Origin of the sequence: Mycolicibacterium novocastrense, assembly GCF_001570485.1 — a bacterium.
Classification (GTDB): domain Bacteria; phylum Actinomycetota; class Actinomycetes; order Mycobacteriales; family Mycobacteriaceae; genus Mycobacterium; species Mycobacterium novocastrense.
Map to the genome: position 1 here is coordinate 187977 of NZ_BCTA01000036.1, position 22212 is coordinate 210188.

General features: G+C 66.1%; 22 protein-coding genes. 8 read left to right on the forward strand and 14 right to left on the reverse strand.

The features are described from left to right. Window position 1 precedes the first annotated feature (1 nt). Together alaS and RMCN_RS13945 are read right to left on the reverse strand one after the other, a co-directional pair. The gene (gene alaS, locus RMCN_RS13940) at window positions 2-2698 is read right to left on the reverse strand and encodes an alanine--tRNA ligase (RefSeq protein ID WP_067390090.1); all 2697 of its coding nucleotides are present in this window, start codon (window positions 2696-2698) and stop codon (window positions 2-4) included. A gap of 147 nt (window positions 2699-2845) precedes the next feature. Next, window positions 2846-3247 (reverse strand): secondary thiamine-phosphate synthase enzyme YjbQ, encoded by a 402-nt coding sequence (locus RMCN_RS13945; protein WP_067391112.1) that lies wholly within the window; start codon window positions 3245-3247, stop codon window positions 2846-2848. 122 nt (window positions 3248-3369) lie between these two features. On the opposite strand from RMCN_RS13945, the gene RMCN_RS13950 reads away from it, so the two are divergent. Then, the gene (locus tag RMCN_RS13950) at window positions 3370-3990 is read left to right on the forward strand and encodes a hypothetical protein (RefSeq protein ID WP_067390093.1); all 621 of its coding nucleotides are present in this window, start codon (window positions 3370-3372) and stop codon (window positions 3988-3990) included. A 72-nt stretch (window positions 3991-4062) separates the two neighbouring features. Continuing rightward, window positions 4063-4371: a GlsB/YeaQ/YmgE family stress response membrane protein gene (locus tag RMCN_RS13955; protein ID WP_064415747.1), complete on the forward strand. Its 309-nt coding sequence runs from the start codon at window positions 4063-4065 to the stop codon at window positions 4369-4371. Window positions 4372-4437: 66 nt separating this feature from the next. On the opposite strand, the gene RMCN_RS13960 is transcribed toward RMCN_RS13955, so the two are convergent. Both RMCN_RS13960 and RMCN_RS13965 read right to left on the reverse strand, forming a co-directional pair. After that, a complete protein-coding gene (locus RMCN_RS13960; protein WP_064415748.1) occupies window positions 4438-4911 on the reverse strand; it encodes an SRPBCC family protein in 474 nt (157 codons plus the stop codon). Further along, window positions 4908-5282 carry an ArsR/SmtB family transcription factor gene (locus RMCN_RS13965; protein ID WP_067390096.1) on the reverse strand — a complete coding sequence of 125 codons (375 nt, stop codon included), beginning with the start codon at window positions 5280-5282 and terminating at the stop codon, window positions 4908-4910. The genes RMCN_RS13960 and RMCN_RS13965 overlap by 4 nt, the downstream gene beginning before the upstream one ends. 166 nt (window positions 5283-5448) lie before the next feature. Here RMCN_RS13965 and RMCN_RS13970 point away from each other — a divergent pair, with 166 nt between their 5' ends. After that, window positions 5449-5889, forward strand: coding sequence for an SRPBCC family protein (locus tag RMCN_RS13970; protein WP_067390099.1), 441 nt, complete (start codon window positions 5449-5451; stop codon window positions 5887-5889). On the opposite strand, the gene RMCN_RS13975 is transcribed toward RMCN_RS13970, so the two are convergent. Both RMCN_RS13975 and RMCN_RS13980 read right to left on the reverse strand, forming a co-directional pair. Beyond that, entirely contained in the window at window positions 5886-7214 is a 1329-nt protein-coding gene (locus RMCN_RS13975) for a replication-associated recombination protein A (RefSeq protein WP_067390102.1), read from the reverse strand. The two genes, RMCN_RS13970 and RMCN_RS13975, sit on opposite strands and share 4 nt — an antisense overlap. Window positions 7215-7234: 20 nt before the next feature. Further along, window positions 7235-8071, reverse strand: a complete 837-nt coding sequence (locus tag RMCN_RS13980; protein WP_067390105.1) for a DUF3097 domain-containing protein — start codon at window positions 8069-8071, stop codon at window positions 7235-7237. Between the two features lie 119 nt (window positions 8072-8190). Between RMCN_RS13980 and RMCN_RS13985 the strand changes: the two genes are divergently transcribed. Both RMCN_RS13985 and RMCN_RS13990 read left to right on the forward strand, forming a co-directional pair. Further along, window positions 8191-8991, forward strand: a complete 801-nt coding sequence (locus RMCN_RS13985; protein WP_067390108.1) for an SDR family NAD(P)-dependent oxidoreductase — start codon at window positions 8191-8193, stop codon at window positions 8989-8991. After that, window positions 8988-9461, forward strand: a complete 474-nt coding sequence (locus RMCN_RS13990) for a nuclear transport factor 2 family protein (RefSeq protein WP_064415752.1) — start codon at window positions 8988-8990, stop codon at window positions 9459-9461. The genes RMCN_RS13985 and RMCN_RS13990 overlap by 4 nt, the downstream gene beginning before the upstream one ends. 104 nt (window positions 9462-9565) lie before the next feature. On the opposite strand, the gene RMCN_RS13995 is transcribed toward RMCN_RS13990, so the two are convergent. The 4 genes from RMCN_RS13995 to RMCN_RS14010 all read right to left on the reverse strand — a co-directional run bounded on the left by RMCN_RS13995 (window position 9566) and on the right by RMCN_RS14010 (window position 14719). Beyond that, window positions 9566-10594, reverse strand: a complete 1029-nt coding sequence (locus RMCN_RS13995) for a zinc-binding metallopeptidase family protein (protein ID WP_067390111.1) — start codon at window positions 10592-10594, stop codon at window positions 9566-9568. After that, window positions 10587-11519, reverse strand: a complete 933-nt coding sequence (locus RMCN_RS14000) for a transglutaminase family protein (protein WP_067390112.1) — start codon at window positions 11517-11519, stop codon at window positions 10587-10589. The genes RMCN_RS13995 and RMCN_RS14000 overlap by 8 nt, the downstream gene beginning before the upstream one ends. After that, a complete protein-coding gene (locus tag RMCN_RS14005) occupies window positions 11516-14176 on the reverse strand; it encodes a circularly permuted type 2 ATP-grasp protein (protein ID WP_067390115.1) in 2661 nt (886 codons plus the stop codon). Before RMCN_RS14005 ends, RMCN_RS14000 begins: the two co-directional genes overlap by 4 nt. A 75-nt stretch (window positions 14177-14251) precedes the next feature. Beyond that, the gene (locus RMCN_RS14010; protein ID WP_064415756.1) at window positions 14252-14719 is read right to left on the reverse strand and encodes a winged helix-turn-helix transcriptional regulator; all 468 of its coding nucleotides are present in this window, start codon (window positions 14717-14719) and stop codon (window positions 14252-14254) included. 94 nt (window positions 14720-14813) lie between these two features. On the opposite strand from RMCN_RS14010, the gene RMCN_RS14015 reads away from it, so the two are divergent. After that, the gene (locus tag RMCN_RS14015; RefSeq protein ID WP_067390118.1) at window positions 14814-15995 is read left to right on the forward strand and encodes a thiolase family protein; all 1182 of its coding nucleotides are present in this window, start codon (window positions 14814-14816) and stop codon (window positions 15993-15995) included. Window positions 15996-16178: 183 nt separating this feature from the next. On the opposite strand, the gene RMCN_RS14020 is transcribed toward RMCN_RS14015, so the two are convergent. Next, entirely contained in the window at window positions 16179-18596 is a 2418-nt protein-coding gene (locus RMCN_RS14020) for a S8 family peptidase (protein WP_234787659.1), read from the reverse strand. Window positions 18597-18691: 95 nt separating this feature from the next. Continuing rightward, window positions 18692-19669 (reverse strand): AAA family ATPase, encoded by a 978-nt coding sequence (locus RMCN_RS14025; RefSeq protein WP_067390124.1) that lies wholly within the window; start codon window positions 19667-19669, stop codon window positions 18692-18694. 194 nt (window positions 19670-19863) lie between these two features. Here RMCN_RS14025 and RMCN_RS14030 point away from each other — a divergent pair, with 194 nt between their 5' ends. Beyond that, window positions 19864-20034, forward strand: coding sequence for a hypothetical protein (locus tag RMCN_RS14030; protein ID WP_308206369.1), 171 nt, complete (start codon window positions 19864-19866; stop codon window positions 20032-20034). On the opposite strand, the gene RMCN_RS14035 is transcribed toward RMCN_RS14030, so the two are convergent. Further along, complete coding sequence (locus tag RMCN_RS14035) at window positions 20031-20453, reverse strand: nitroreductase family deazaflavin-dependent oxidoreductase (RefSeq protein WP_067390127.1); 423 nt, start codon at window positions 20451-20453, stop codon at window positions 20031-20033. The two genes, RMCN_RS14030 and RMCN_RS14035, sit on opposite strands and share 4 nt — an antisense overlap. A gap of 57 nt (window positions 20454-20510) precedes the next feature. Between RMCN_RS14035 and RMCN_RS14040 the strand changes: the two genes are divergently transcribed. Then, a complete protein-coding gene (locus RMCN_RS14040) occupies window positions 20511-21305 on the forward strand; it encodes an SDR family NAD(P)-dependent oxidoreductase (protein WP_067390130.1) in 795 nt (264 codons plus the stop codon). Here the strand turns inward: RMCN_RS14040 and RMCN_RS14045 are convergent, their stop codons facing one another. Continuing rightward, a complete protein-coding gene (locus tag RMCN_RS14045; RefSeq protein ID WP_067390132.1) occupies window positions 21306-22172 on the reverse strand; it encodes a DUF8686 domain-containing protein in 867 nt (288 codons plus the stop codon). It lies immediately after the preceding gene. Window positions 22173-22212 lie beyond the last annotated feature (40 nt).

Sequence of the window (22212 nt, forward strand, 5' to 3'; positions counted from 1 at the left end):
GCTAGCCTCGGTCGATCTCTGCGCGGAGCGCGGCCAGCGCCGCGTCGATGCCTGCCGCCCCCTTGCCGGAACCCTGTGCCAGATCGGCCTTTCCGCCGCCGCGGCCGTCGACCGCCGCACCCAACGTCTTCACCAGATCGTTGGCCCGGAATCCGAGGTCTTGGGCGGCCGGATTGACCGCGACCACGAACGGGACGCTGTCGTTCTCGCCCTCCGCGATCAACGCGACAACGGCGGGATCGCTGCCCAGCTTGCCGCGCACATCGCCGACCAGCGTGCGCAGATCACCGGCCGACATCCCACTGGCCATGCGCTGCGCCACGAGACGGACCTTACCGACAAGTTCTGCGCCGGCGGCGGCATTGGCTGCCGCGGCACGCGCATTGGCCAGGCGCAACCGGTCCAGCTCTTTCTCGGCTGCCCGCAGCCGCTCGACCAGGTTCACCACTCGCGCAGGCACCTCGTCGGAGGGCACCTTCAGCGTCGAGGCCAGTCCCGCCATCAACGCCCGTTCCTTGGCCAGGTGGCGGAACGACTCGAGGCCGACGTAGGCCTCCACCCGGCGCACGCCGGAGCCGACCGACGACTCACCGAGGATGGTGACCGGACCGATCTGCGCGGAGTTGTGCACGTGGGTGCCGCCGCACAGCTCCAGCGAGAACGGTCCACCGATCTCGACCACGCGGACCTGTTCGGGGTACTGCTCACCGAACAGCGCTATGGCACCCATCGCCTTGGCCTTGTCCAACTCGGTGGTGAACGTGTGCACCTCGTGGTCGGCTTCGACCGCCTCGTTGGTCACCTCTTCAATCTGGCTGCGCTGGTCCTCGGAGAGCGGGCCCTGCCAGTTGAAGTCGAAGCGCAGATACCCGGGCCTGTTCAACGAGCCGGCCTGAACGGCGTTGGGCCCCAGCACCTGCCGCAGCGCGGCGTGCACCATGTGGGTCCCGGAGTGCCCCTGTGTGGCACCGTGGCGCCACTTCGGGTCGACCGCGGCGACGACCGTGTCGCCCTCGACGAACTCGCCGGACTCCACGTGGACACGATGCGACCACAATGTCTTCGCGATCTTCTGCACGTCGGTGACCGCCGCCTTGGCCGCGGTGGAGGCGCCCGATCCGCTGATCGTGCCCTCGTCGGCGATCTGGCCGCCGGACTCGGCGTAGAAGGGTGTGCGGTCGAGGATCAACTCGACGCGGTCCGGCGGCGGGCCGCCCCCGTCGTGGCTCACGACGGGTACGCGCTCACCGTCGACGAAGATACCGAGAATCCTTGCCTCGGAGGATAATTCGTCGAAGCCGGTGAACTCGGTCGGACCCGCGTCGACCAGGTCACGGTACGCCGACAGGTCCGAGTGCGCCTGCTTGCGCGCCGCGGCGTCGGCCTTCGCGCGTTGGCGCTGCTCGGCCATCAGGCCGCGGAAGCCTTCCTCGTCGACGGACAGACCGTGTTCGGCCGCCATCTCCAAGGTGAGCTCGATCGGGAATCCGTAGGTGTCGTGCAGCGTGAAGGCATCCGAGCCGGACAGCACCGTGGCTCCCTTGGCCTTCGTCGCGCCGGCCGCCTCGTCGAACAACCGCGAGCCGGAGGCCAGCGTCCGGTTGAACGCGGTCTCCTCGGCCACGGCGATGCGTTGGATGCGGTCGAAGTCTTCGGCCAGTTCGGGATACGACGGGCCCATCGCGTCGCGCACGGTGGTCATCAGGTCGGCCATGATCGGCTGTTCGACGCCGAGTAGTTTCGCGGCGCGGATGATCCGGCGCAGCAGGCGACGCAACACGTAACCGCGGCCCTCGTTGCCCGGGCTCACACCGTCGCCGATGATGATCGCCGCCGTGCGGCTGTGGTCGGCGATGATGCGGTACCGCACATCGTCGGTGTGGCTGCCCTGGCCGTAACCGCGCGGGGCGCGCGCGGCCATCAGGTCGATGGCCGGACGCAGCAGGTCGGTCTCGTAGACGTTGTCCACACCCTGAAGCAGGCACGCCACCCGCTCGACGCCCATCCCGGTGTCGATGTTCTTGCGCGGCAGCGGCCCGAGGATCTCGAAGTCCTCCTTGGAGGTGCCCTCGCCGCGCTCGTTCTGCATGAACACGAGATTCCAGATCTCGATGTAGCGGTCCTCGTTGGCGATCGGACCGCCCTCGACGCCGTACTCGGGTCCCCTGTCGTAATAGATCTCCGATGACGGACCGCACGGCCCGGGAATGCCCATCGACCAGTAGTTGTCGGCCATCCCGCGGCGCTGGATGCGCTCGGCCGGGAGCCCGGCGACCTCCTGCCACAGGGCCATCGCCTCGTCGTCGTCGAGGTAGACGGTGGCCCACAGCCGCTCGGGGTCCAGCCCGTATCCGCCTTGTTCGACCGGGTTGGTCAGCAGCGTCCACGCGAACTCGATGGCGCCCTTCTTGAAGTAGTCGCCGAACGAGAAGTTGCCCGCCATCTGGAAGAAGGTGTTGTGGCGGGTGGTGATGCCGACCTCGTCGATATCGGGCGTGCGGATGCACTTCTGGATGCTGGTGGCCCGCTTCCACGGCGGAGCCTGCTGCCCCAGGAAGTACGGGACGAACTGCACCATGCCGGCGTTGACGAACAGCAGATTCGGGTCGTCCAGGATCACCGAGGCGCTCGGCACCTCGGTGTGGCCCGCCTTCACGAAGTGATCGAGGAAACGCTTCCTGATCTCGTGTGTCTGCACGTCTGATACATCCTTGAAGTTTCGCTGATACCTGCGACTATTCGACCGCACTACAGTACCGGTCGCCGTTGTCACGCCGAAAAGACAACGAACGGGCAGCGTCGACGGTGCCCAGGTCAGACTCGGTCGGGTGTCACCGACGTCACGTCACCCGTCGATGAAGCTCAGTCGGACCTTGCGTTGCGGATTGTCGCGGTTGAGGTCGACGAGCACGATGCTCTGCCAGGTGCCGAGCAACGGCTCGCCGTCCTGCACGGGCATGGTCACCGACGGCGACACCAGGGCGGGCAGCACATGATCGGCACCATGTCCCGGCGAGCCGTGCGAGTGCCGGTAGCGGTCGTCGCGCGGGAGCAGGTTCTCGAGGGTGTCGACGAGATCGTCGTCGGAACCCGCACCCGTCTCGATGATCGCCACACCCGCCGTCGCGTGCGGCACGAAGACGCTGCACAAGCCGTCGCCGCGGCGACCGCAGAACGAGCGCACCTCGTCGGTCAGGTCGATGATGCGGCGCTGGCCGGTCTCGATGTCGATCACGTCGGTATCCACGTCATCGAGCGTACGAGGCTTCTCGGCCGAATCGTCCATTGAATCGACCACCCCCCAGGAGGAAGCTGGGAGGTGGTCCGGCGGCGCCGCTGGGGCGCTGCCCCGAGCAAAGGGGGTCGGCCGTGTACGCACGTTCCACCACCGTCCACGCACGACCTTCGTCGGTCGACGACGGCATCGCGTTCATCCGGTCCGAGGTCCTGCCCGCACTCGAAGCGATCGACGGGTTCGTCGGCCTGTCGCTGTTGGCGGATCGAGAATCCGGCCACTGCATCGCGACCAGCGCCTGGGACTCCGAGGACGCGTTGCGGACCAGCGCCGAGCGGGCGGCACCGCTGCGCGATCGCGCCGTCGAGGTCCTCGGCGGTGAGGCGACCGTCGATCAGTGGCAGATCGGCGTCATGCACCGCGATCACCGCTCGGCAGAGGGCGCCTGCGTCCGGGCCACCTGGCTGAGGGTGCCGCGCGAGCACATCGCACGCTCGATCGAGTTCTACAAGACCGATGTGCTGCCGGCCCTGGAGGCACTGGACGGCTTCTGCAGCGCCAGCTATCTGATCAACCCCGAATCGGGGCGCGCCGTGTCGTCGGCGACGTTCGACAGTCGTGAAGCCATGGCGGAAAACCGCGAGCAGGCCAGGGAACTGCGCAACGCCCGCACCCGCGAACTGGGCGCCGACATCGTCGATGTGGGCGAGTTCGATCTGGTACTCGCCCACCTGCGCATCCCGGAAATGGTCTGATCCGGTCGTCGATCCGTTTATTGACGTCGGTGTCGGGGTATATCAGCTGCACCCCGAGACCCTGGAGGAACCATGACCGTCACCGGCGTTATCACCGCGATTCTCATCGGCGCAGTGGTCGGCGTGCTCGCCCGCCTGATCCTGCCCGGCAGGCAGCCCATCGGCATCATCGTCACCGTTCTGGTGGGCATCGTCTCGGCTCTGATCGGCACCGCGATCGCCCGGGCGCTGGGTCTTCCGACCGCCACAAGTGGCGTCGACTGGATCGAGTTGCTCTGCCAGGTCGTCGTCGCCGTGATCGGCGTGGCGCTGGTGTCCGCGCTCATGGGCCGCAGGCGCACCGGCGTGACGGGCGGCCGCCGCGGCGGCGTGCTGCGCTAGCGAAACCACCCAGGCGATCCCGGCTGCACCCCCCGGCAGCCGGGATCGCTTCTGTCGCAGCGCCTGTCATAGGGCGGCCAGCAGTTCGTCGAGCTTCTCGTAGCCCTCTGTCATCCCGCCCTCCATTCCGGAGGACAGCAGCGCGTCGCGGGCCTCGACCGTCGGGCAGATCGACCGGCCACGCAACCGGCTGCGGCCGCCGCCGAGATCCTCGAACCACAGGTATTCGATGTTGACCTGATCGGGCGCCCCGTCGAACTCGAACGTCTGCAGGATGAACTCGTTTTCCCGGACGGTGTGGAATGTGCCGTTGAAGCCGTATGCGCCGCTCTGGTCCTTGTGCACGTAGCGATACCCGCCGTGGCTCTTGAACTGCCATTCCTCGATCGTCATCTCCAGTCCGCGCGGGCCGAGCCACCGCTTGAGCAGGTCGGGCTCGGCGTGTGCGCGGAACAGAGCGTCGACGGGTGCGTCGAACTCCCGGGTGAACTCCATGGCCAGGGTGTCCACGGGGGCGGTGAGATCCAATGCGTTGCTCATGTGTCGGTTCCTTCCTCTGGTGTGTCGGTTGGTGTGTCGGTCATCTCAGCCAGCAGGGCATCCAGCCGGCGGTAGCTGCGTTCGGCGTCGAGCCGGTACCGGTCGATCCATGCGGTGAGCCGCTCCAGCGCGGCGGCGTCCAGGTGCACGGGCCTGCGCTGAGCCTCGCGGGTTCTGGTGACCAGGCCGGCGTGCTCGAGCACCTGAATGTGTTTGGACACCGCCTGTTTGGTGATCTCGAAGGGTTCCGCGAGTTCGTTGACCGTGGCCGGCCCCCGCGAGAGCCGCGCCACGATGGCCCGCCGGACAGGGTCGGCCAGCGCCAGGAAGGCGCGGTCGAGCGCAGCGTCTGCATCGTGATCACGCTCCAATTATCAACCCTTTAATTGATCAACTTAATGATTGAATACCAAGGTAGACCGCGACTCGCTCACCCGTCAAGGGTTGCGGACAGCGGAGCAATGTGACTATCGACGATTTGCCGGCAGATGCCACAAACGTCGGATTTCAATGTCGCCGTTATATACGTTTCGCTGCATGGGATCGGTGGTGTCGTGCCGTGTGGAGCAGTTCTCAGCCGCCTCAGCTGCGGTCGTCTACGACACCCTTATGGACGCCTCGCGGTGGCAGGACTGGATGCCGACGGTGTCGGCGGCGTCGTGGGAGGCGGAACCCGGGGAATCGGCAGTGGGTGCGGTCAGGCGCGTACGCAACGGATTGTTCGTCACCCGCGACCAGGTGACCGCGGCGGCGCGCCCGCACCACCATGCCTATGTCGCAATGATCCGCTTCTTACCGATCAGCGATTTCCACGGCGATGTGCGCATCGAAAAGCGGCCGAACGGAAGTCTCATCGTCTGGACGGTGACTTGTCGATCACACATACCCGCAACGGGCAGCCTGTTTCGGTTCACGACGCGCCGATCGTATACCCGTCTCGCGGCGGCGCTGGCTCGAGAGGCGGAACGGCGGGCCTAGCGCTTGCGACGGATGATCGCGCGCAGCTTGTCGAGCCGGGCGGCGATCTCCCGCTCGACGCCGTGAGACGTCGGCTTGTAGTAGTCGACGCCGACCAGTTCATCGGGCGGATACTGTTGCGGCACGACGCCGTCGGGATCGTCATGGCTGTACTTGTAGCCGACCGCATTGCCCCGCTTCTCCGCGCCCGAGTAGTGGCCGTCGCGCAGATGCGGCGGCACCAAACCGGCCTTACCCGCCCGGATATCGGCCATCGCCGCCCCCAGCGCGGTGGTCACGGCGTTGGACTTCGGGGCTGTCGCGAGATGAACCGTGGCGTGCGCGAGCGTGAGTTGGGCTTCGGGCATGCCGATCAACTGCACGGTCTGCGCTGCGGCCACGGCGGTCTGCAAGGCGGTCGGATCGGCCATCCCGATGTCCTCGCTCGCCAAGATCATCAGCCGGCGCGCCACGAAGCGCGGATCCTCCCCCGCGACCAGCATCCGGGACAGATAGTGCAGCGCGGCGTCGACATCGGATCCGCGGACGGACTTGATGAACGCGCTGATCACGTCGTAGTGCTGATCCCCGTCGCGGTCGTAACGGACGGCGGCCTTGTCCAGGGACTGCTCGATGGTCTCGACCGTCACGGCCTCCCCCGCTTCGGCCGCGACCTCGAGCGCGGTCAGCGCCCGGCGGGCGTCGCCGGCCGACAGCGCGACCAGAAGGTCGACAGCCTCGTCGGTGACGCTGACCTTGCCGGCTAGTCCGCGAGGGTCGTCGATGGCGCGGCGGACCAGCGTGCGCACCGCATCGGCGTCGAGGGGTTGCAGCTGCAGGATCAGCGACCGCGAGAGCAGCGGGGCCACCACCGAGAACGACGGGTTTTCGGTGGTGGCGGCGACCAGAGCGACGACACGGTTCTCGACCGCGGACAGCAGGGCGTCCTGCTGGGTCTTGGAGAAGCGGTGCACCTCGTCGATGAACAGCACGGTCTGCTCGCCGTATGCGGCCGCGCGCCTGGCGACGTCGATCACGGCGCGCACCTCTTTGACGCCCGCCGACAGGGCCGACAGCGCCTCGAATCGGCGGCCGGTGGCTTGTGAGATCAGCGACGCCAGCGTGGTCTTACCGGTACCGGGCGGGCCGTAGAGGATGACCGAGGCGGCACCCGAGCCCTCGACCATCCGGCGCAGCGGAGAGCCGGCCTGCAGCAGGTGGTCCTGGCCGACCACCTCGTCGAGCGTGGCCGGACGCATCCGCACCGCCAAAGGCGACGACGCGCCGACGGGCCCGGCCGCGGGCGTGGGAGCCTCGCCGGGGACGTCGAACAGACCGTCGGACACGCCTTCTGCTTACCACGCCGTCACGACGCGGGTTGCGTCACGAAGTCGATCAGCTCCTCGACCCGCCCGATCAGCGCGGGCTCGAGGTCGTTCCAGTCCCGCACCCGCCCGCGGATGCGCTGCCACGCCCGCGCGATGTCGGCCTGATCGGCGGCGGGCCAGCCGAGCGCGCGGCACACGCCCGTCTTCCAATCGATGCCCTTCGGAATGACGGGCCACGTCTCGACGCCGAGCCGCTCGGGTTTGACGGCCTGCCAGATGTCGATGAACGGGTGCCCGACGACCAGGGTGTGGGCGCCGCCGGGGCCGCGCCGGACCGCGTCCGCGATGCGTGCCTCCTTCGACCCCGAGACCAGGTGGTCGACGAGGACGCCGAGCCGGCGGCCGGGCCCGGGCCGGAAGTCCTCGACGATGGTCACGAGATCGTCGATGCCGCCGAGGTGTTCGACGACGACGCCCTCGATCCGCAGATCGTCACCCCAGACCTGTTCGACGAGTTCGGCGTCGTGCCGGCCCTCGACGTAGATGCGGCTGGCCAGCGCGACCTTGGCCCGCGCGCCGTGCACCGCGACGGATCCCGACGCGGTTCGGGTGGTCGTGGGTGCGGCCCGGCGGGGCGCGGTCAGGATCACCGGCTTGCCGTCGATCAGGTAGCCCGGCCCGACAGGAAACGGCTTGCGCCGTCCGTTGCGGTCTTCCAGTTCCATGCGGCCGTATTCGACACGGACGATGGCGCCGACGTATCCGGTCTGCGCGTCCTCGACGACCAGCCCGATCTCGGCCGGTTGTTCGGTGGAGCGAACCTTCCGCGGGTGCGGATTGTTGGCCAGGATGTCGGAGCCATATCGATCAGCCACCGGGCGATCGTAGGGCCGCCTCTCGCCGTCGACGGACCAAAGTGTTTCCGACACGCCGAGATGTCGGGTGGCCCACGTCCGCGCGCGGAAGCCGACAGCGCGTCGGCGACAATGCGGGCGTGACGGATCTTGCTCGATACGGACCTTGGGCGGTGATCGCCGGCGGCTCGGAAGGTGTCGGCGCCGAATTCGCCCACCAGCTCGCCCGCGCGGGCTTCAACCTCGTGCTGATCGCGCGCAAACCCGATCCGCTCGAGCAGACGGCCGAGGCTTGTCGCCGCAGCGGCGTGGAGGTGCGCACCCTAGCCGTCGACCTGACCTCACCCGACGCGATGGAACGCACCGTGGCGGTCACCGGTGACGTCGAGGTCGGCCTCCTGATCTACAACGCCGGAGCCAACACCTGCAGCGAGCAGTTCCTCGATGCCGGCCTCGCTGACTTTCAGAAGGTGATCGACCTGAATGTCGGCACGATGCTCGCGATGGTGCAGCACTTCGGCCGTCCGATGCGTGAGCGCCGCCGCGGAGGCATCTTGATGGTGGGGTCGATGGCCGGCTATCTCGGCTCCGAGCGCCATACGGTCTATGGCGGGGTGAAGGCGTTCGGCCGGATCTTCGCCGAGAGCCTGTGGCTCGAATTGCGTGAGTATGACGTGCACGTGCTCGAACTGGTCCTGGGCGTGACCCGCACACCGGCGATGGAGCGGGTGGGCTTGAACTTCGACGTGCCCGGTATGCGAGTGGCCGATCCCGCCGATGTGGCGCGAGAAGGTCTGGAGCAGTTGGCCAATGGGCCCGTACATGTCGCGGGCGGTAACGCCGATGACGTCGCACGCCGTAACGACCCGGACCGCGCGAAGGTAGTGCTGCGCACGCACGAGTTCATGCAGAAGCTGCTGGGCGAGAGGGGAACCCGATGACCGAGTTGGCGGACCTGGAGCGGCGGCTCGCCCGCATCGAGGACGAGCGCGCGATCGAACGGCTGATCGCGTCCTACGGTCCGCTGGTGGACGCCGGCGAAGCCGATGCGGCAGCAGACCTCTGGGCCGACGACGGCAGCTACGACGTCGAGGGTTGGCACATGGCGGGCCGTGAGGAGGTCGCGGCGATGGTGCGCTCCGGCGCCCACCAGGGTTTGATCCGTCGCGGTTGCTGCCACTTCCTTGGGCCCGCGGTGGTCACGGTGGACGGCGACGATGCGGTCGCGGTCTGCGAGTCGCTGTTGGTGACGCGCCACGACGACGGTTTCGCGGTATCCCGGGCAGGGGCCAACCACTTTCGGTTGCGCCGCAGCGACGGGCGGTGGGTCATCGTCGAACGGCGGACCCGTCAGCTCGACGGCGGCGCCGAGGCGCGCGAGCTGTTGGCCACGGGTGTGGCAGGGCGGTGACTCAACCGGCGCGAGCGACCGCGAGATGACAACGTTGCGCGGCGTGTTGCGTGCAGACACGGCCGCTCGCGGAGGTGGTGAGGGTGCTCGCGGTGGTGGTGGGACTAGGTGTGGGTGATCTCGTCGACCACGGTGTGGACGAACCGCATCTTCTCGAGCACCGGGACGGGCAGCACAAACGGGTACACATCGTCCTTGCCCATCGAGCGGTTGAGCATGTTCAGCGCCCACGACAGCGGCAGCCACATGTCGATGATCGCATCGAAGCTGCTCGGCCCCAGCACCTTTCGTTCGAACGTCGCCGCCGCGGGCGCCACCCCGAACGCGGCGGCGGTGTCGAGGGTGTCGCGGATGTGCAGATAATGCGCGAACGTCTCCGCCCAGTCCTCGGCCGGATGCATGGTGGCGTAGGAGGAGACGTAGGTCTCCCCCCAGTTATCGGGCGGGCCCTCGTTGTAATGGCGGTCCAGCGCCGCCTGGTAATCGGCGTCGGGGTCGCCGAACAACTCGCGGAACCGGGCGTCGTAGTCGGGTGACACGCTGACCAGGCGGTAGTAGTAATAGTGCCCCACCTCGTGGCGGAAGTGGCCGAGCAGCGTGCGGTACGGCTCGTCCATCGCCTTGCGCAACTGCTCACGGTGCACATCGTCGCCCTCGGCGAGATCCAATGTGATGACACCGTTTTCGTGACCGGTGAATACTTTCTGGTGCTCGCTGGAGAGCAGGTCGAAGGCCAGGCCGTAGTCGGGATCCTCGTCACGGCCGACGATCGGCAGCTTGAGCTCGTACAGTTCGACCAACAACCGCCGCTTGGCGCGCTCGGCATCGGCGAACGCCGCGAGCGCCTTGGTGTCGGAGTCCTGGGGCCGGGTGCGGGTGAGGCTGCACGACTCACACAGCTTGTGGATCGGGCCCTTCTCCACCAGCCAATTGCATTCCGCCAGATGCATGTTCGCGCACAGTTGATACTTCTCGCCGTCGACGAAGCCGGCGTGGTTCTGCTCGTCCCCGGTGGCGATGACCAACAGCGCCATGTCGTCGAGGGAGAACCCCAGCGGTTTACCGCACGACAAGCACAACGAGTTCTCGAACGCCAGGCGCTGTCCGCAATTGGGGCACAGGAAGTCACGCATGCAGCACTCCCCCCTCGAACGGTTCGACGTCGACGGAGACGTCGATCTCGCTGCTCTGCGAGTCGGTGTAGATGATGCCGCGCAACGGCGGGACGTCGGCGTAGTCGCGGCCGTACCCGACGGTGATGTAGCGCTCGTCGACCATCTGGTCGTTGGTGGGATCCAGGCCCAACCACTGGTTCTGCGGTGTCCACACGGCGGCCCACGCGTGGGTCGCGTCGATACCGATCATCCGTTCCTTCCCGGGCGGTGGATCGGTCGCCAGATAACCGGACACATAACTGGCGGCCAACCCGTTGGCGCGCAGGCAGGCGATGGCCAGCCGTGCGAAGTCCTGACATACCCCTTCGCGTGCCGCCAAAACCTGGCTGACCTGAGTGGACACCGTCGTCGATCCCGATCGGTAGGTGAAATCGGAGTAGATGCGGTGCGTCAGGTCCTCCAGCGCGTCGATCAGCGGCCGTTCCGGCTCGAAACTCGCTGCGGCGTAATCGCGTAGGGCCGGCGTGATCTCCGGCGGTTGCAGGTCGAGGGTGAACTCGGTCGCCAACGCCGCGTCCACGCCGACGGGGCGGGCGATCTCCCACGGCGCCAACGCCGAACCGGCCCCGTACAGCGTGGGCGGCGGTGGGTCGACTTCGACCACCGAGCGGCTGGTCACCGTCAGCGCCCGGTGACGTTCGGTGACGTGGAAGTACGAGCTGATGTTGCCGTAGACGTCGCGACTGGTGGAGCTGTCGGCGGCCGGCGGATCGATCTCGAGCTCGTGCGACAGGCAGCGCTGCCGCTCGGTGTCCCGTGGGGCCAGGAAGCCGCGGCCGTAGGAACTGGTGACATCGGCGGCGTAGCGGTACACGGTGCGGTGCATGATGCGGTAGATGCGGCTGGCGGCCGACGAGGTCGGGCCGTCCGGGAAGGCGGTCATGGCATCAACCTTCGCTCGTCCTTGCCCCACAGGTGCTGCATCCCGCCGGGCAGCGACAGATGGGTCGCGGTGATGACGTTGGCCAACTCGCGGAGGTCGGCATGCATCCCGTCGAGCAGCTCGGCCAGCTCGGCTCGCCTGCCGTTCACGATCTCCTCCAGGTCATCGGGGTCGAGTCGCCGTAGCCGGGTACCGATCTCGTCGACCATCCGCTCGGCCCGAGACGATCCCGAGGAACCGGGCAGCGCCTTGAGATCCGTGCGTAGCCGCTCCAGCTGGTAGGCCAGCGAGCGTGGGTTGTCGGCGTCGAACAGCACGAGGTCGGCGACTGCGGACACGCTGACCTTGCCGAGCATGCGGCGCCGGTAGATGATCGCCGACTCACACACCACCAGAGTCGATTCGGTGATGGCCTGTTCGGCGCCGGGGTTACGGGCGGTGGTCAGCGTTGCACTCAGCAACGCGGTGAGGTTCAGCCCGCGTTCGATGCGCTTGCCGATGTCCATCATCGTCCAGCTGACGTCGCGGATCATCGACTCCGCCGCCACGCCCGACAGTGCCAGCATGCCCGCGAGGGTCAGGCTGGCCGTTGCGGTGAGGAACGCCTCGCCCTCGGCCTGCGAATCGGGCGGCTCGTCGGCGGGACGGCCGGACGATGACGCGGGTGGATGAAGCAGCGCCCGTTCGACAGCGGCCAGCACCATCCAGGTGTCGTTGGACATCTGGTCGCGCACCGAACGGGTGAGCAGGCCCAGACGTTCGACGGACTGCGCCAACGAGCCCGGGCGGTGCCGGTCTGCGGTCAACGACCACAGGGTCGACTGGGCGGTGGCGATCAGCTCCGCGTCGTCACCGTCGGCGCCGGTGTCGGTACCGGTTTGGTGGCCCAGCGCGGTCAGCAACACCGGCACGCATTCGCTGCCGTCCATGTCTCGGCGGTAATGGAATTCGTGGTAGCGCTCCCTGGTCACGGTGAGCAGCCTCGCCATGTGCTCGGCGCGTTCGGCGTAGCGTCCCACCCAGAACATGTCGGCCAGCACGCGCGGCGAGCTCACCGCCCGCGTCGGGCTCGGCGTGATTGCGGGCAGATCGACCGGCGAAACCCGCTCCACGGTGCCCCGCTCCGGTGCCCGAACCCAGACATCCTTGGCCGCAACGGTGTTCAGTGTGTACGCCACGTCGCCCGGCGCCAGTACGTAGCCGAGGCCGCCGATCATCGGCGCATACCCGCCGCGCTGTGCCACGGTGAACAGCCGCATGCCGACGTTCGCTGCAGACAGCGCACCCGAACTGACGATGCTTGGCGCAGAGGAGAACTCGGGTAGTTCCTGGCCGACCCACTGCCACGGCGTTGCTTCGATGCACGCGCTCAGCTGGCGGCGCTGCTCGGCGGACAGGGCCGGGCCGACGATCGGGCGGCCACCGGTCACCGGCCTGATCAACAGCGACGACAGGTGAGCGACCAGGTGCGAGCGCTCGGTGCCGTTGCCGCCCCAGTACATCGGCGTGGTGTCGAGCATCGGTGACTCGCCGAGCAACACCTCCGAGAGTTCAGGCAGAAACCGCTGCAGCCCGGGGCTTTCGAGGATGCCGCTGCCCAACGTGTTGACCACGGCGACCGTGCCACGGCGCAGCGCCTCGACCAGACCGGCGACTCCGATCCGTGAGTCCGAACGCAGATCCAGCGGATCGACGAAGTCCGCGTCCACCCGGCGCAGCACGACGTCGACGCGCTTGAGCGTTCCCATCGAGCGCATCCACAGCTTGCCGTCGCGCACGACGAGGTCGGCGCTCTCCACCAGCGGGAAGCCGAGCACGCCGGCCAGATACGCCTGGTCGAAGGCGGTCTCGGAGTGAATGCCGGGGCTGAGCACCACCACCGTGGGCTCCTCGGCCGACTCGGGGGCGGCGTCGATGAGCGCCAGTCGCAGCGCCTGCGCCCACGGAGACGCCGGCCGCGGGCCGATCCGTTCGTAGAGGTCGGGAACGGCGTGCGCCACCACGCGCCGGTCCGCCAGCGCGTAGCCCGCCCCCGAGGGTGCCTGCGTCCAGTCGGCGTTGACGCGGAAACCGCCGTCGCCGACACGGCTGACGTCGCAGCCGTGCAGAAACAGCTGGTGGCGGCCGGGGATGTCGATGCCCCGCGCGGCCCGCACATAGCCGGGATGGGCGAAGAGAAGCGCAGCGGGCAGCACGCCGCTGGTGATCGACAGCTGAGGCCCGTACAGGTCGGTCAGGACCGCATCGAGAAGTCGGGAGCGCTGCAGCAGACCGGATTCCAGCGTGTTCCACTCGTCGGCAGAGACCACCAGGGGCAACGCGTCGAGATGCCAGGGTCCCGGTTCCGCGGGCTCATGGCCGTCGGGGCCGGCCTGGCCGACCACCGAACCGCGCCCGTCGACCGAGACGTAGGTGATGCCGTCGTTGTCGACCAGGCTGCGCACCACGTCACTCAGCTGCGCCAGGCCGGGGCGGCCACGCCCGGCGACGCATTCGGCCAACTCCTGCCACCCCGGGCGGATATCGCCTGCGGCGTCGACGAACTCGTCGTAGCCGCTGCCCGCGCCCGGTCGCACGTCGAACAGCGCCTGCTGAACGCGCGCGGTGCGGTACCTACCCAGCAGGTCGTCGGGCGGGTGGTGTAGCGGTAATGCCATCAATGCAGAACCGTAACCGGTGATCGCCGAATGTGGCGGGACGGCACTCTTGGCGCGAGACCCCACCGCCGGGGCTCACCGCTTCAGCCGTACCGCGAGTTCCTCGGGCGGGACGCGGTGGCCGTCGGCGCAGCGGATCTCGACGGTGGCCTCCGCGCCACAGCCCCGGTGCGCGAGGCGCAACGGCGTGCGGTTGGGCAGATGGCGGCGTCCCCACTCGAACATCGCCCAGACCACCGGCATGAACTCGCGGCCCGCCTCGGTGAGCACGTACTCGTCGCGGCTGCGCTGACCCGGCTCCTGATAGGGCTGGCGCTCCAGCAGACCGGCCTCCACCAGGTCCGAAAGCCGGGCTGCGGCGGCAGCTTTGGTGATCCCGACCCGGCGCCAGAAGTCCTCGAAGCGGGTGGTGCCGTAGTAGGCCTCGCGCATGATGAGCATCGCCGACTTGGTGCCCGCCACCGCCATCGTCTTCTCGATGGGGCACTCCCCGACCGCCGACCAGGCATCCCGGTCGGCCAGCCTCCCCTGCAGAACTGTCATGGAATTCACCGTACCCCTGAGTTGTTATCGCTATACCTAGCTGCTATAGCTGGGTATAGACAAGTTCACTCAGCGTGGAGGCTAGGAGACAGCAATGTCGGGATTCTCAGGTCGGGACGCCGTCATCGTCGGAGCGGTTCGCACACCGGTCGGAAAGGGCAAGCCGAACGGGGCGCTGCACGACGTGCTGCCCGTGGACCTGCTCGCGCACAGTCTCAGGGAACTGGTGGCCAGGACCGGCATCGACCCGGTGCAGATCGACGACGTCATCGCCGGGGCGGTCACCCAGGTCGGCGATCAGGCGGTCAACATCGCGCGCAATGCCGCTCTGGGCGCCGGGTTCCCCGAATCGGTACCCGGTACGACGGTCGACCGCCAGTGCGGCAGCAGCCAGCAGGCCATCCACTTCGCCGCCCAGGGCGTCATCTCGGGCGCCTACGACATCGTCGTCGCCGCCGGTGTGGAATCGATGTCGCGGGTACCGATGGGCTCCAGCGTGCTACCCGGCAGCGACCCGTTCGGCGCGATGGCCCAGCGCTACCCCGAAGGCCTTGTGCCACAGGGCATCAGCGCTGAGTTGATCGCCGCGAAATGGGGTCTGTCGCGTCAGCAGCTCGACGAGTTCTCGGCGGGCAGCCATGAGAAAGCCGCGGCCGCGACCAAGGAGGGCCGCTTCGACAACGAACTGATCCCGGTCGCGGGTCTCACCACCGACGAGATCATCCGGCCCGGCACGACCGTCGACACGCTGGCCGCGCTCAAACCGGCGTTCTACAACCCCGCCTACGAGCAGCGGTTCGGCCAGATCGGCTGGAAAATCACCCCGGGCAACTCGTCGCCGCTGTCGGACGGCAGCGCGGCGGTGCTGATCACCACCAGCGAGGTGGCCGCGCGTCTGGGTCTGCGTCCGCTCGCCCGTATCCACTCGATGACCGTCGTCGGCTCCGATCCGCTCTACATGCTGACCGGTGTCATCCCCGCGACGGAGAAGGTGCTGCAGCGTGCCGGGCTCACCCTCGCCGACATCGACCTGTTCGAGGTCAACGAGGCGTTCGCCCCCGTCGTGCTGTCCTGGGCACAGGACACCGGAGCCGATCTCGCCAAGACGAACGTCAACGGCGGCGCGATCGCCATCGGTCATCCGCTGGGTGCGTCCGGCGCGCGCATCATGACGACGATGGTCAACGCGCTCGAGCAGCGCGGCGGTCGCTACGCCCTGCAGACGATGTGTGAGGGCGGCGGCATGGCCAACGCCACCATCATCGAGCGGCTGTAGTCAGCGATCCCCCTCGAGTGCTCCCGGGAGTAGCAGTACGGTGCCGCACGACTATGGCGAGAACTTCGACAGAGACACAATCCCAGCCCCTGATCGCCGCTAGGCCCGAAGTGGCAAACGGGCATCGGGAATGGGTATGCCCGCGAGCGAGAGAAGAAGGTGTCTCCCCGCAGGCGTCTGTTGTTATGTCGATTGAACGGTAACGCGCGCCTGGACCTGCTCCCGAACCTGGCTGTACACGTCGACTTCAATCGTGGGTGCAACCCAAAGCGACAGCGCGGCAGCGTAATCGATACGCTCACCTTGTAGGCCGCCAGCCTGCTCGTAGCACTTGACTCGGACCGTCATCGCGGAGCCTACACCCGACGCGAAAGCGCTATCAGTTAACCAAGTTTGGTGTTGGACGGTTGTCGCTCCCCGAGTCGCAGCATCAGAACTCAGTCCGCTCGCCTTCCCCAGCGTGGGAATGGCTCCTTCCGGCTTCACGAATGAGAGCGCAGCTCGGCGGTACTGACGATGCCGCCAGTTGACCGGGGACAACCAGGCCAACGTAGTATCGATCCGTTTGGTTTCCCTGACCCCGAGCCCATCTGGTAATGGGAGTATTAGATCCTGTTCTTCTGACGCGCCGATGGTTCCAAAAAACAAAAGGACCGCTTCGTTAGTCGCGCATCCTTGGCTGAGATCCCGTCCAAATACACCGTTGCCGAGTAGCAGTTCGGTTGGAAGGCTCTCGGTTTCGAAGCCATCGAGATCGCTACACCCGTGGATGAGTAGAGCCTTGATCGCGGCGGCCCGGTGGCGACGAGTGATGCTGATTTCGCTAGTAATGCCGTCGACTAGGTCATTCAGGCGGCAAGCGTAATGCGAAGTGAGAGCGGCAGCAGCACTTGTGCCACAGATGAAAGTCTCTCGCTGCGCGCTAGGTGACGCCACCCGCATTCCGGGCCCAAGGGATGAACCCGGTCTGAATCTGACGGTCGCTGGTTCCACGTCAGGATGTCTGAACACGGCGCGGCCGCCCATCGCAACGAGGTCGGGTTTCACGCTCCTCCGATATCCCGGCCCAAGCGCGGAGACCGGGCTCACACCGTCTAGCCCATCGAACGGGTCGACTACGTAGCCGGTCGGTTCCATATTCGAGTTGTCAGCATGCAGAGCGCCGATAGTAATTGCATTGATCGATTCTGCTGGCGCTAGTAACCGCCGGAGGTTTCGTGACCGGGCTTCCGCATCCAGAACTGCCCGCCGTCGCTCATCCCGCTTGAGCGCCACCACGTCGGAGCTTGTAGCTGGAGTGAGATGCAGCTGGGGGTGGTTACCCGCAGCTACGACTATCAGGACTCCGTACTCGTAACTGAGCCAATCAAGAATTCGCGCCCAGGAGGACACGATCGATTCGAACGGCGAAGATGGGTCCCCCACCGACAAATTAATAATCGTAACCTGCGGAGCCGCGGCGTCTCTTCCGTCCGTGTCTTCGAACAGCTCACGAAATATTCGTTGCATCAGGTCCGGTACGAGCTCATAACTCGGCAATTCTTCACTACCATCCGTCGTTTCTGCGGACGGGACTAAGATTGGACGTACGAGAACTGGCGTCATGGTGGGGTTTTGAGCGCTACTACGATCACCCCAAATTGCTATCGACGTCATCCACGTGCCGTGCTTCTGTCGTTCGACGGTGTACCCGCTGCCGAGATCATCAGGATCATGGATGATGACGCGTCCGTCCAGGAGAGGATGGTTTGCCTCCGGCAGGCCATCTAACACGCACAAGATTGGTGCGCCTTGGGGCGTAGGGTCTTCTGCCGCAACGACTTCTGCATCGGTTTCATCGCTCGCAGGCGGAATGGCTTGAGCGGAAATCCGTAAGTACATTACGTCAGCTGAAGTCACCAATTGCACTTCGTCGAATTCGCCATCGGCAAGTTGCCTTAGCACAGTGAGGGGAACCTTGCACTTGATTCCGTGATATCCCACTTCAGGGATGACCACAGATGTCAAGAACTCCCCACCCGCTTGACTGATGAGTTCAACCGTGTTCGCCTCGGCGCGCTGCCTTCGATCAGTGGACTCCCTGAACCATAGCTCAATTTCTATGGTGTGCAGTTGATCTGGGATGAGTCCGTCGAAATACTGGTCCCAATCGATGGCTTTCAGACGATCCACGGGACCCCAAGGTCGAACATCACGCAAGTGTTGGAACAAATCTCTGAGCGGCGACAGACCGTACCGAAGAGTTCGATCCGATTTCCATGCGCCCCAGAGGGTCCGCAACTGATCGAAGCTCTGCTGGTTGAGGCAGATCGCATGAAGGCACGATGAGATCAATGGATTACGGGGGTTTGCCGCAGTGAGGACGAACTCGTCACTCTCCTCAACAGAATCTTCTACTTCCGTAAGAACCTCGAATCCGAGGGTCTGAGCTACACCGCTCAGATCGATTTGCTCATCGAGTGCCTCGAAAACCAACACGAGCTGCGGATCCGAGGCTTGGAGTGACTGAGCGAGCTGGATTTGGACGTCGAAGGCCGCGAGGGCTTCTTGAAAACGCGCGTCTAGCCGAGCAATTCGCTCTTCGACACTTCGGAACGCCACCCTGCCGCCCCCACCCCGTCGAGATGGAATCGCCCGGGGTTGGCTGATGGAGCCAAGTATCACCGGGCGAGCAGCTGACCTACCTCCATCCGGATTCATCTGTCCTTGACGCCTACCCTCAGCGCCCACTGGTCAAGGACCTGCTGGGTCACTCTCCGGGCGTCCGGCTCAGGGCCAGTAAGAATCAAACGGCGTTGAACATCGCGTGCAAAGTCTTCAAGTTCTGCGAAACTAACATCGCGGAGCCGATCAGCGATTGTGCGCGGTGTAAGGCCAAGTTCCACTCCAGTGCGAGCGGTCCATGCCTTCAACCATTCGATCTTCGCCGAACGCGTTGGTTGAGGCAGTTCCAAGCGGAGTTGCATTCGTCGCCACACGGCGCGATCCAGCAACTCGGCGTGATTCGTAGCTGCTACCACGATGACATGGCTTGGCAGACGGTCGACTTGCAGTAGCAACGAGCTCACAACACGCTTTATCTCACCTGTCTCGTGGGTGTCCCCACGTTCTTTTGCAACAGCGTCAAACTCGTCGAAAAACAGGACACACGGCCTAACGCGGACAGCCGCAAAGAGGGCCTCCATGCGTGAAGCGGTCTCACCGAGGTAACTGCCGATCAGCCCTTCATAGCGAACCGTCAGCAAGGGAACGGCAAGTTCAGTCGCGATAGCCTCAGCCAGTGTCGTCTTACCGCCGCCCGCGGGACCCACTAACAGGAGCCGATGCCGTGGTTCTACCCCGTGGCTCCGCAAGAGATCGCGACGGTGATGTTCCTCGATGAGTTCATTGATTCCCGAACGCACCGCAGGGAGCAAAACTAGGTCTGAGACACGGCGCTCGGGCTCTTGTTCGTAATAGAGCTTTCCAGCGTCGTCGTTCCGGGCCAACGTTGTGACGTTGGCCCCCGAATAGGGCCTTCGTCGGGTTAGTGCGTCAGCAAGCTGTGAAGCGAGAATGCCATGCTTCTTCCCTTCTTCTTCAGCGATTAGGGCCTCCGCTGCGCGACGAAAAGCCAACTCATCACCCCCGGCCCCAGACCGAACGAGCGCGAGAAGCAGATCCGCTCGAGCCATTACCCCTCCATGCGGGTCAATTCGCTACCCTGGTCGACATCGTTGCAGAGAGCCACAGACATGCAGGGTAGCGACACCAACCGACTACACAAAGCGAAGTAGCTGGGCGAGGCTTACTTAGTCAACACCACACGCATCTGCAACGAGCCGGCCCGCAGGCAGGCGACGTCTCCGGGCACGTAGGCGCTTGGGCAATGTGGGTCAACCGTCGGCTTCAACATCCCGTCGTCCTGCCCTTGGGGCCCATCACCGGCGCCGGTCTCGCCAAGACCAACGCGCTCAAGCAGCCCGGCGGCCGCTACGCCTTGCAGACGATGTGCGAGGGCGGCGGCATGGCCAACGCCACCATCATCGAACGGCTCTAAGAGCGGGCGAGCTCGAAGACCGGGATGACCCGGCTCGTCTTCGCCTGGTACTTGGCGAACACCGGCGCGACCTCGACCAGCTTCGGGTAGAGCGCATCACGCTCCTCGCGAGGTAGCTCGCGCGCGGTGGCGTCGTAATCAGTGGCACCGATCTCGATGTGGACTTGCGGGTGGGCGCGCATGTTTTGCACCCACGCCGGGTCCTTGTCGGCGCCGGCGAACGACCCGACGACGTAGATCCTGTCGTCGACGCCGAAGTACGCCAACGGTGACAGCCGAGGCTGACCAGACTTCGCACCGGTGGTGTGCAACAGCAGGAGGTTGCCGCCCTCGAACGGTCCGCCTACCTTGCCACCGTTGGAGCGGAACTCGTCGACGATGTCGGCATTGAGGTCCTTGATATTGGGGATCTCGGTCATTTCTTCTCCAAGTCCCAGTGTGGTCCTCGCTATTCCGCATCCGCATAATCGACAACCATGCGGGTGATAGTGACGGGCGGTAACAGCGGCGTCGGCAAGGCCACGGCGGCGGCACTGGCGGCCGACGGCCACAGCGTGCTCATCGCCTGTCGCGATGTGGACAAGGGCCGTCGGGTCGCGTCCGAGATGACCGGTGACGTCGAGGTGGCCGCCCTCGACCTCGCCGACCTGGCCAGCGTGCGCTCGTTCGCCGATTCCGTCGAATCCGTTGATGTGCTGGTGAACAACGCCGGCGTGATGGGCATGCCGCTGACGCGCACCACCGACGGTTTCGAATCGCACATCGGCATCAATCATCTCGGCCACTTCGCGTTGACGTGCCTGCTGGCCGACCGGATCACCGACCGGGTGATCTCGGTGGCGAGCGCGACGTACCTGTTCGCGACTTTGCATCTCGACGACTTGAACTGGCATCGCCGCAAGTACTCGAAGTGGAGCGCCTACGGCGAATCCAAGTTGGCCAACCTCCTGTTCGTCGCCGAGTTGGCCAATCGGGGTGTGCGCGCCTACGCCACCGACCCCGGCTCCACCGACACCGACATCACCCGATCGCTCGGAATGGGTGAGCATCAACGGATCCGTCGCCTGATGCACACCCCCGCCCAGGGGGCCCGGGCCACCTTGCAGGCGGTGACGACCGACCTGCCCAGTGGGACCTATCTGGCGCCGCGGTTCAATCAGCTCGGCAGGCCCAAGGTCACCCGGTTGCGACGCAAGGCCGTCGATCCGGCGACGGCCCGCCGCCTGTGGGCCGCGTCGGCCGAACTCACCGGCTGCGCCTGGCCGCGCTGATCAGTCCTTCTGTCGCCACCACGCGACGACGTACAGCACCATCGCCGCCGCCAGCGCGATCAGCACCCACAGGACCACCGCCAGGTCGATCCAGGCGCCGGCCGGCGGCGCACCGGGCAACAGGTTCCGCAGCGGCACCACCGCGAACAACATCGCCGCGAACCAGGTCGTCAACGGCGGCAGGAACTTTCGTCGTCCCAGCACCGTCTCGATCGCCACGAACAGTGCAGCCGCGGGCAGCGCGAGCAACACCAGCAGGACCCCGACGTCGAACGCGAGCGCTCCCCTGGTGCGCTCCATCGTGAAACGCACGGTCGACACCCCCTCGGCGGTGCCTTGTTCGGTGTGGACGTCCCATCCGTTGATCTGCCCTGCGACGACGATGCCCGCCACGATCGGGCGTTGCTCCGGGCCGTCGCCCGAGAAAGCCTGCACGCCGATGATGTCGGTGGTGAACCTGTCGAACGGCCAGTCATCAGGGTCACCGACGGCGACCAGCTGGGTCGTCGTGTCATTGGCGGACAAAGCGGGGTGGACGTAGATCAGCTCGCCGGAGCTGGTCCACGAGCTCAGGCGGATCGTGACGTCGTCGGTTGCGCCGGTCTGCAGCTCCGGGCCGGGGTGCAGCAGGACGTCGACGACGAACCGGTTCTGCACCGCATTCATCTCCCGCAGCCGGATGATGACGACGGTTTCGCCGGTGACCGAGGGCTCGGAGAACTGGAAATGTCGGTGCTCGGGCTCCAGCAGGGCGTATCCCACCAGGGAGCCGATGTAGACGGCGATGACCGCGACCACCGTCGTCACGACGGTGACCCGTCGCCGCCTGGGCGTGCCTGATGGCGCCGACGGAACCGCACCTGTCACGCGCGGATCGTAGCCTCAGTGGCGACTGATCCGACGCGGA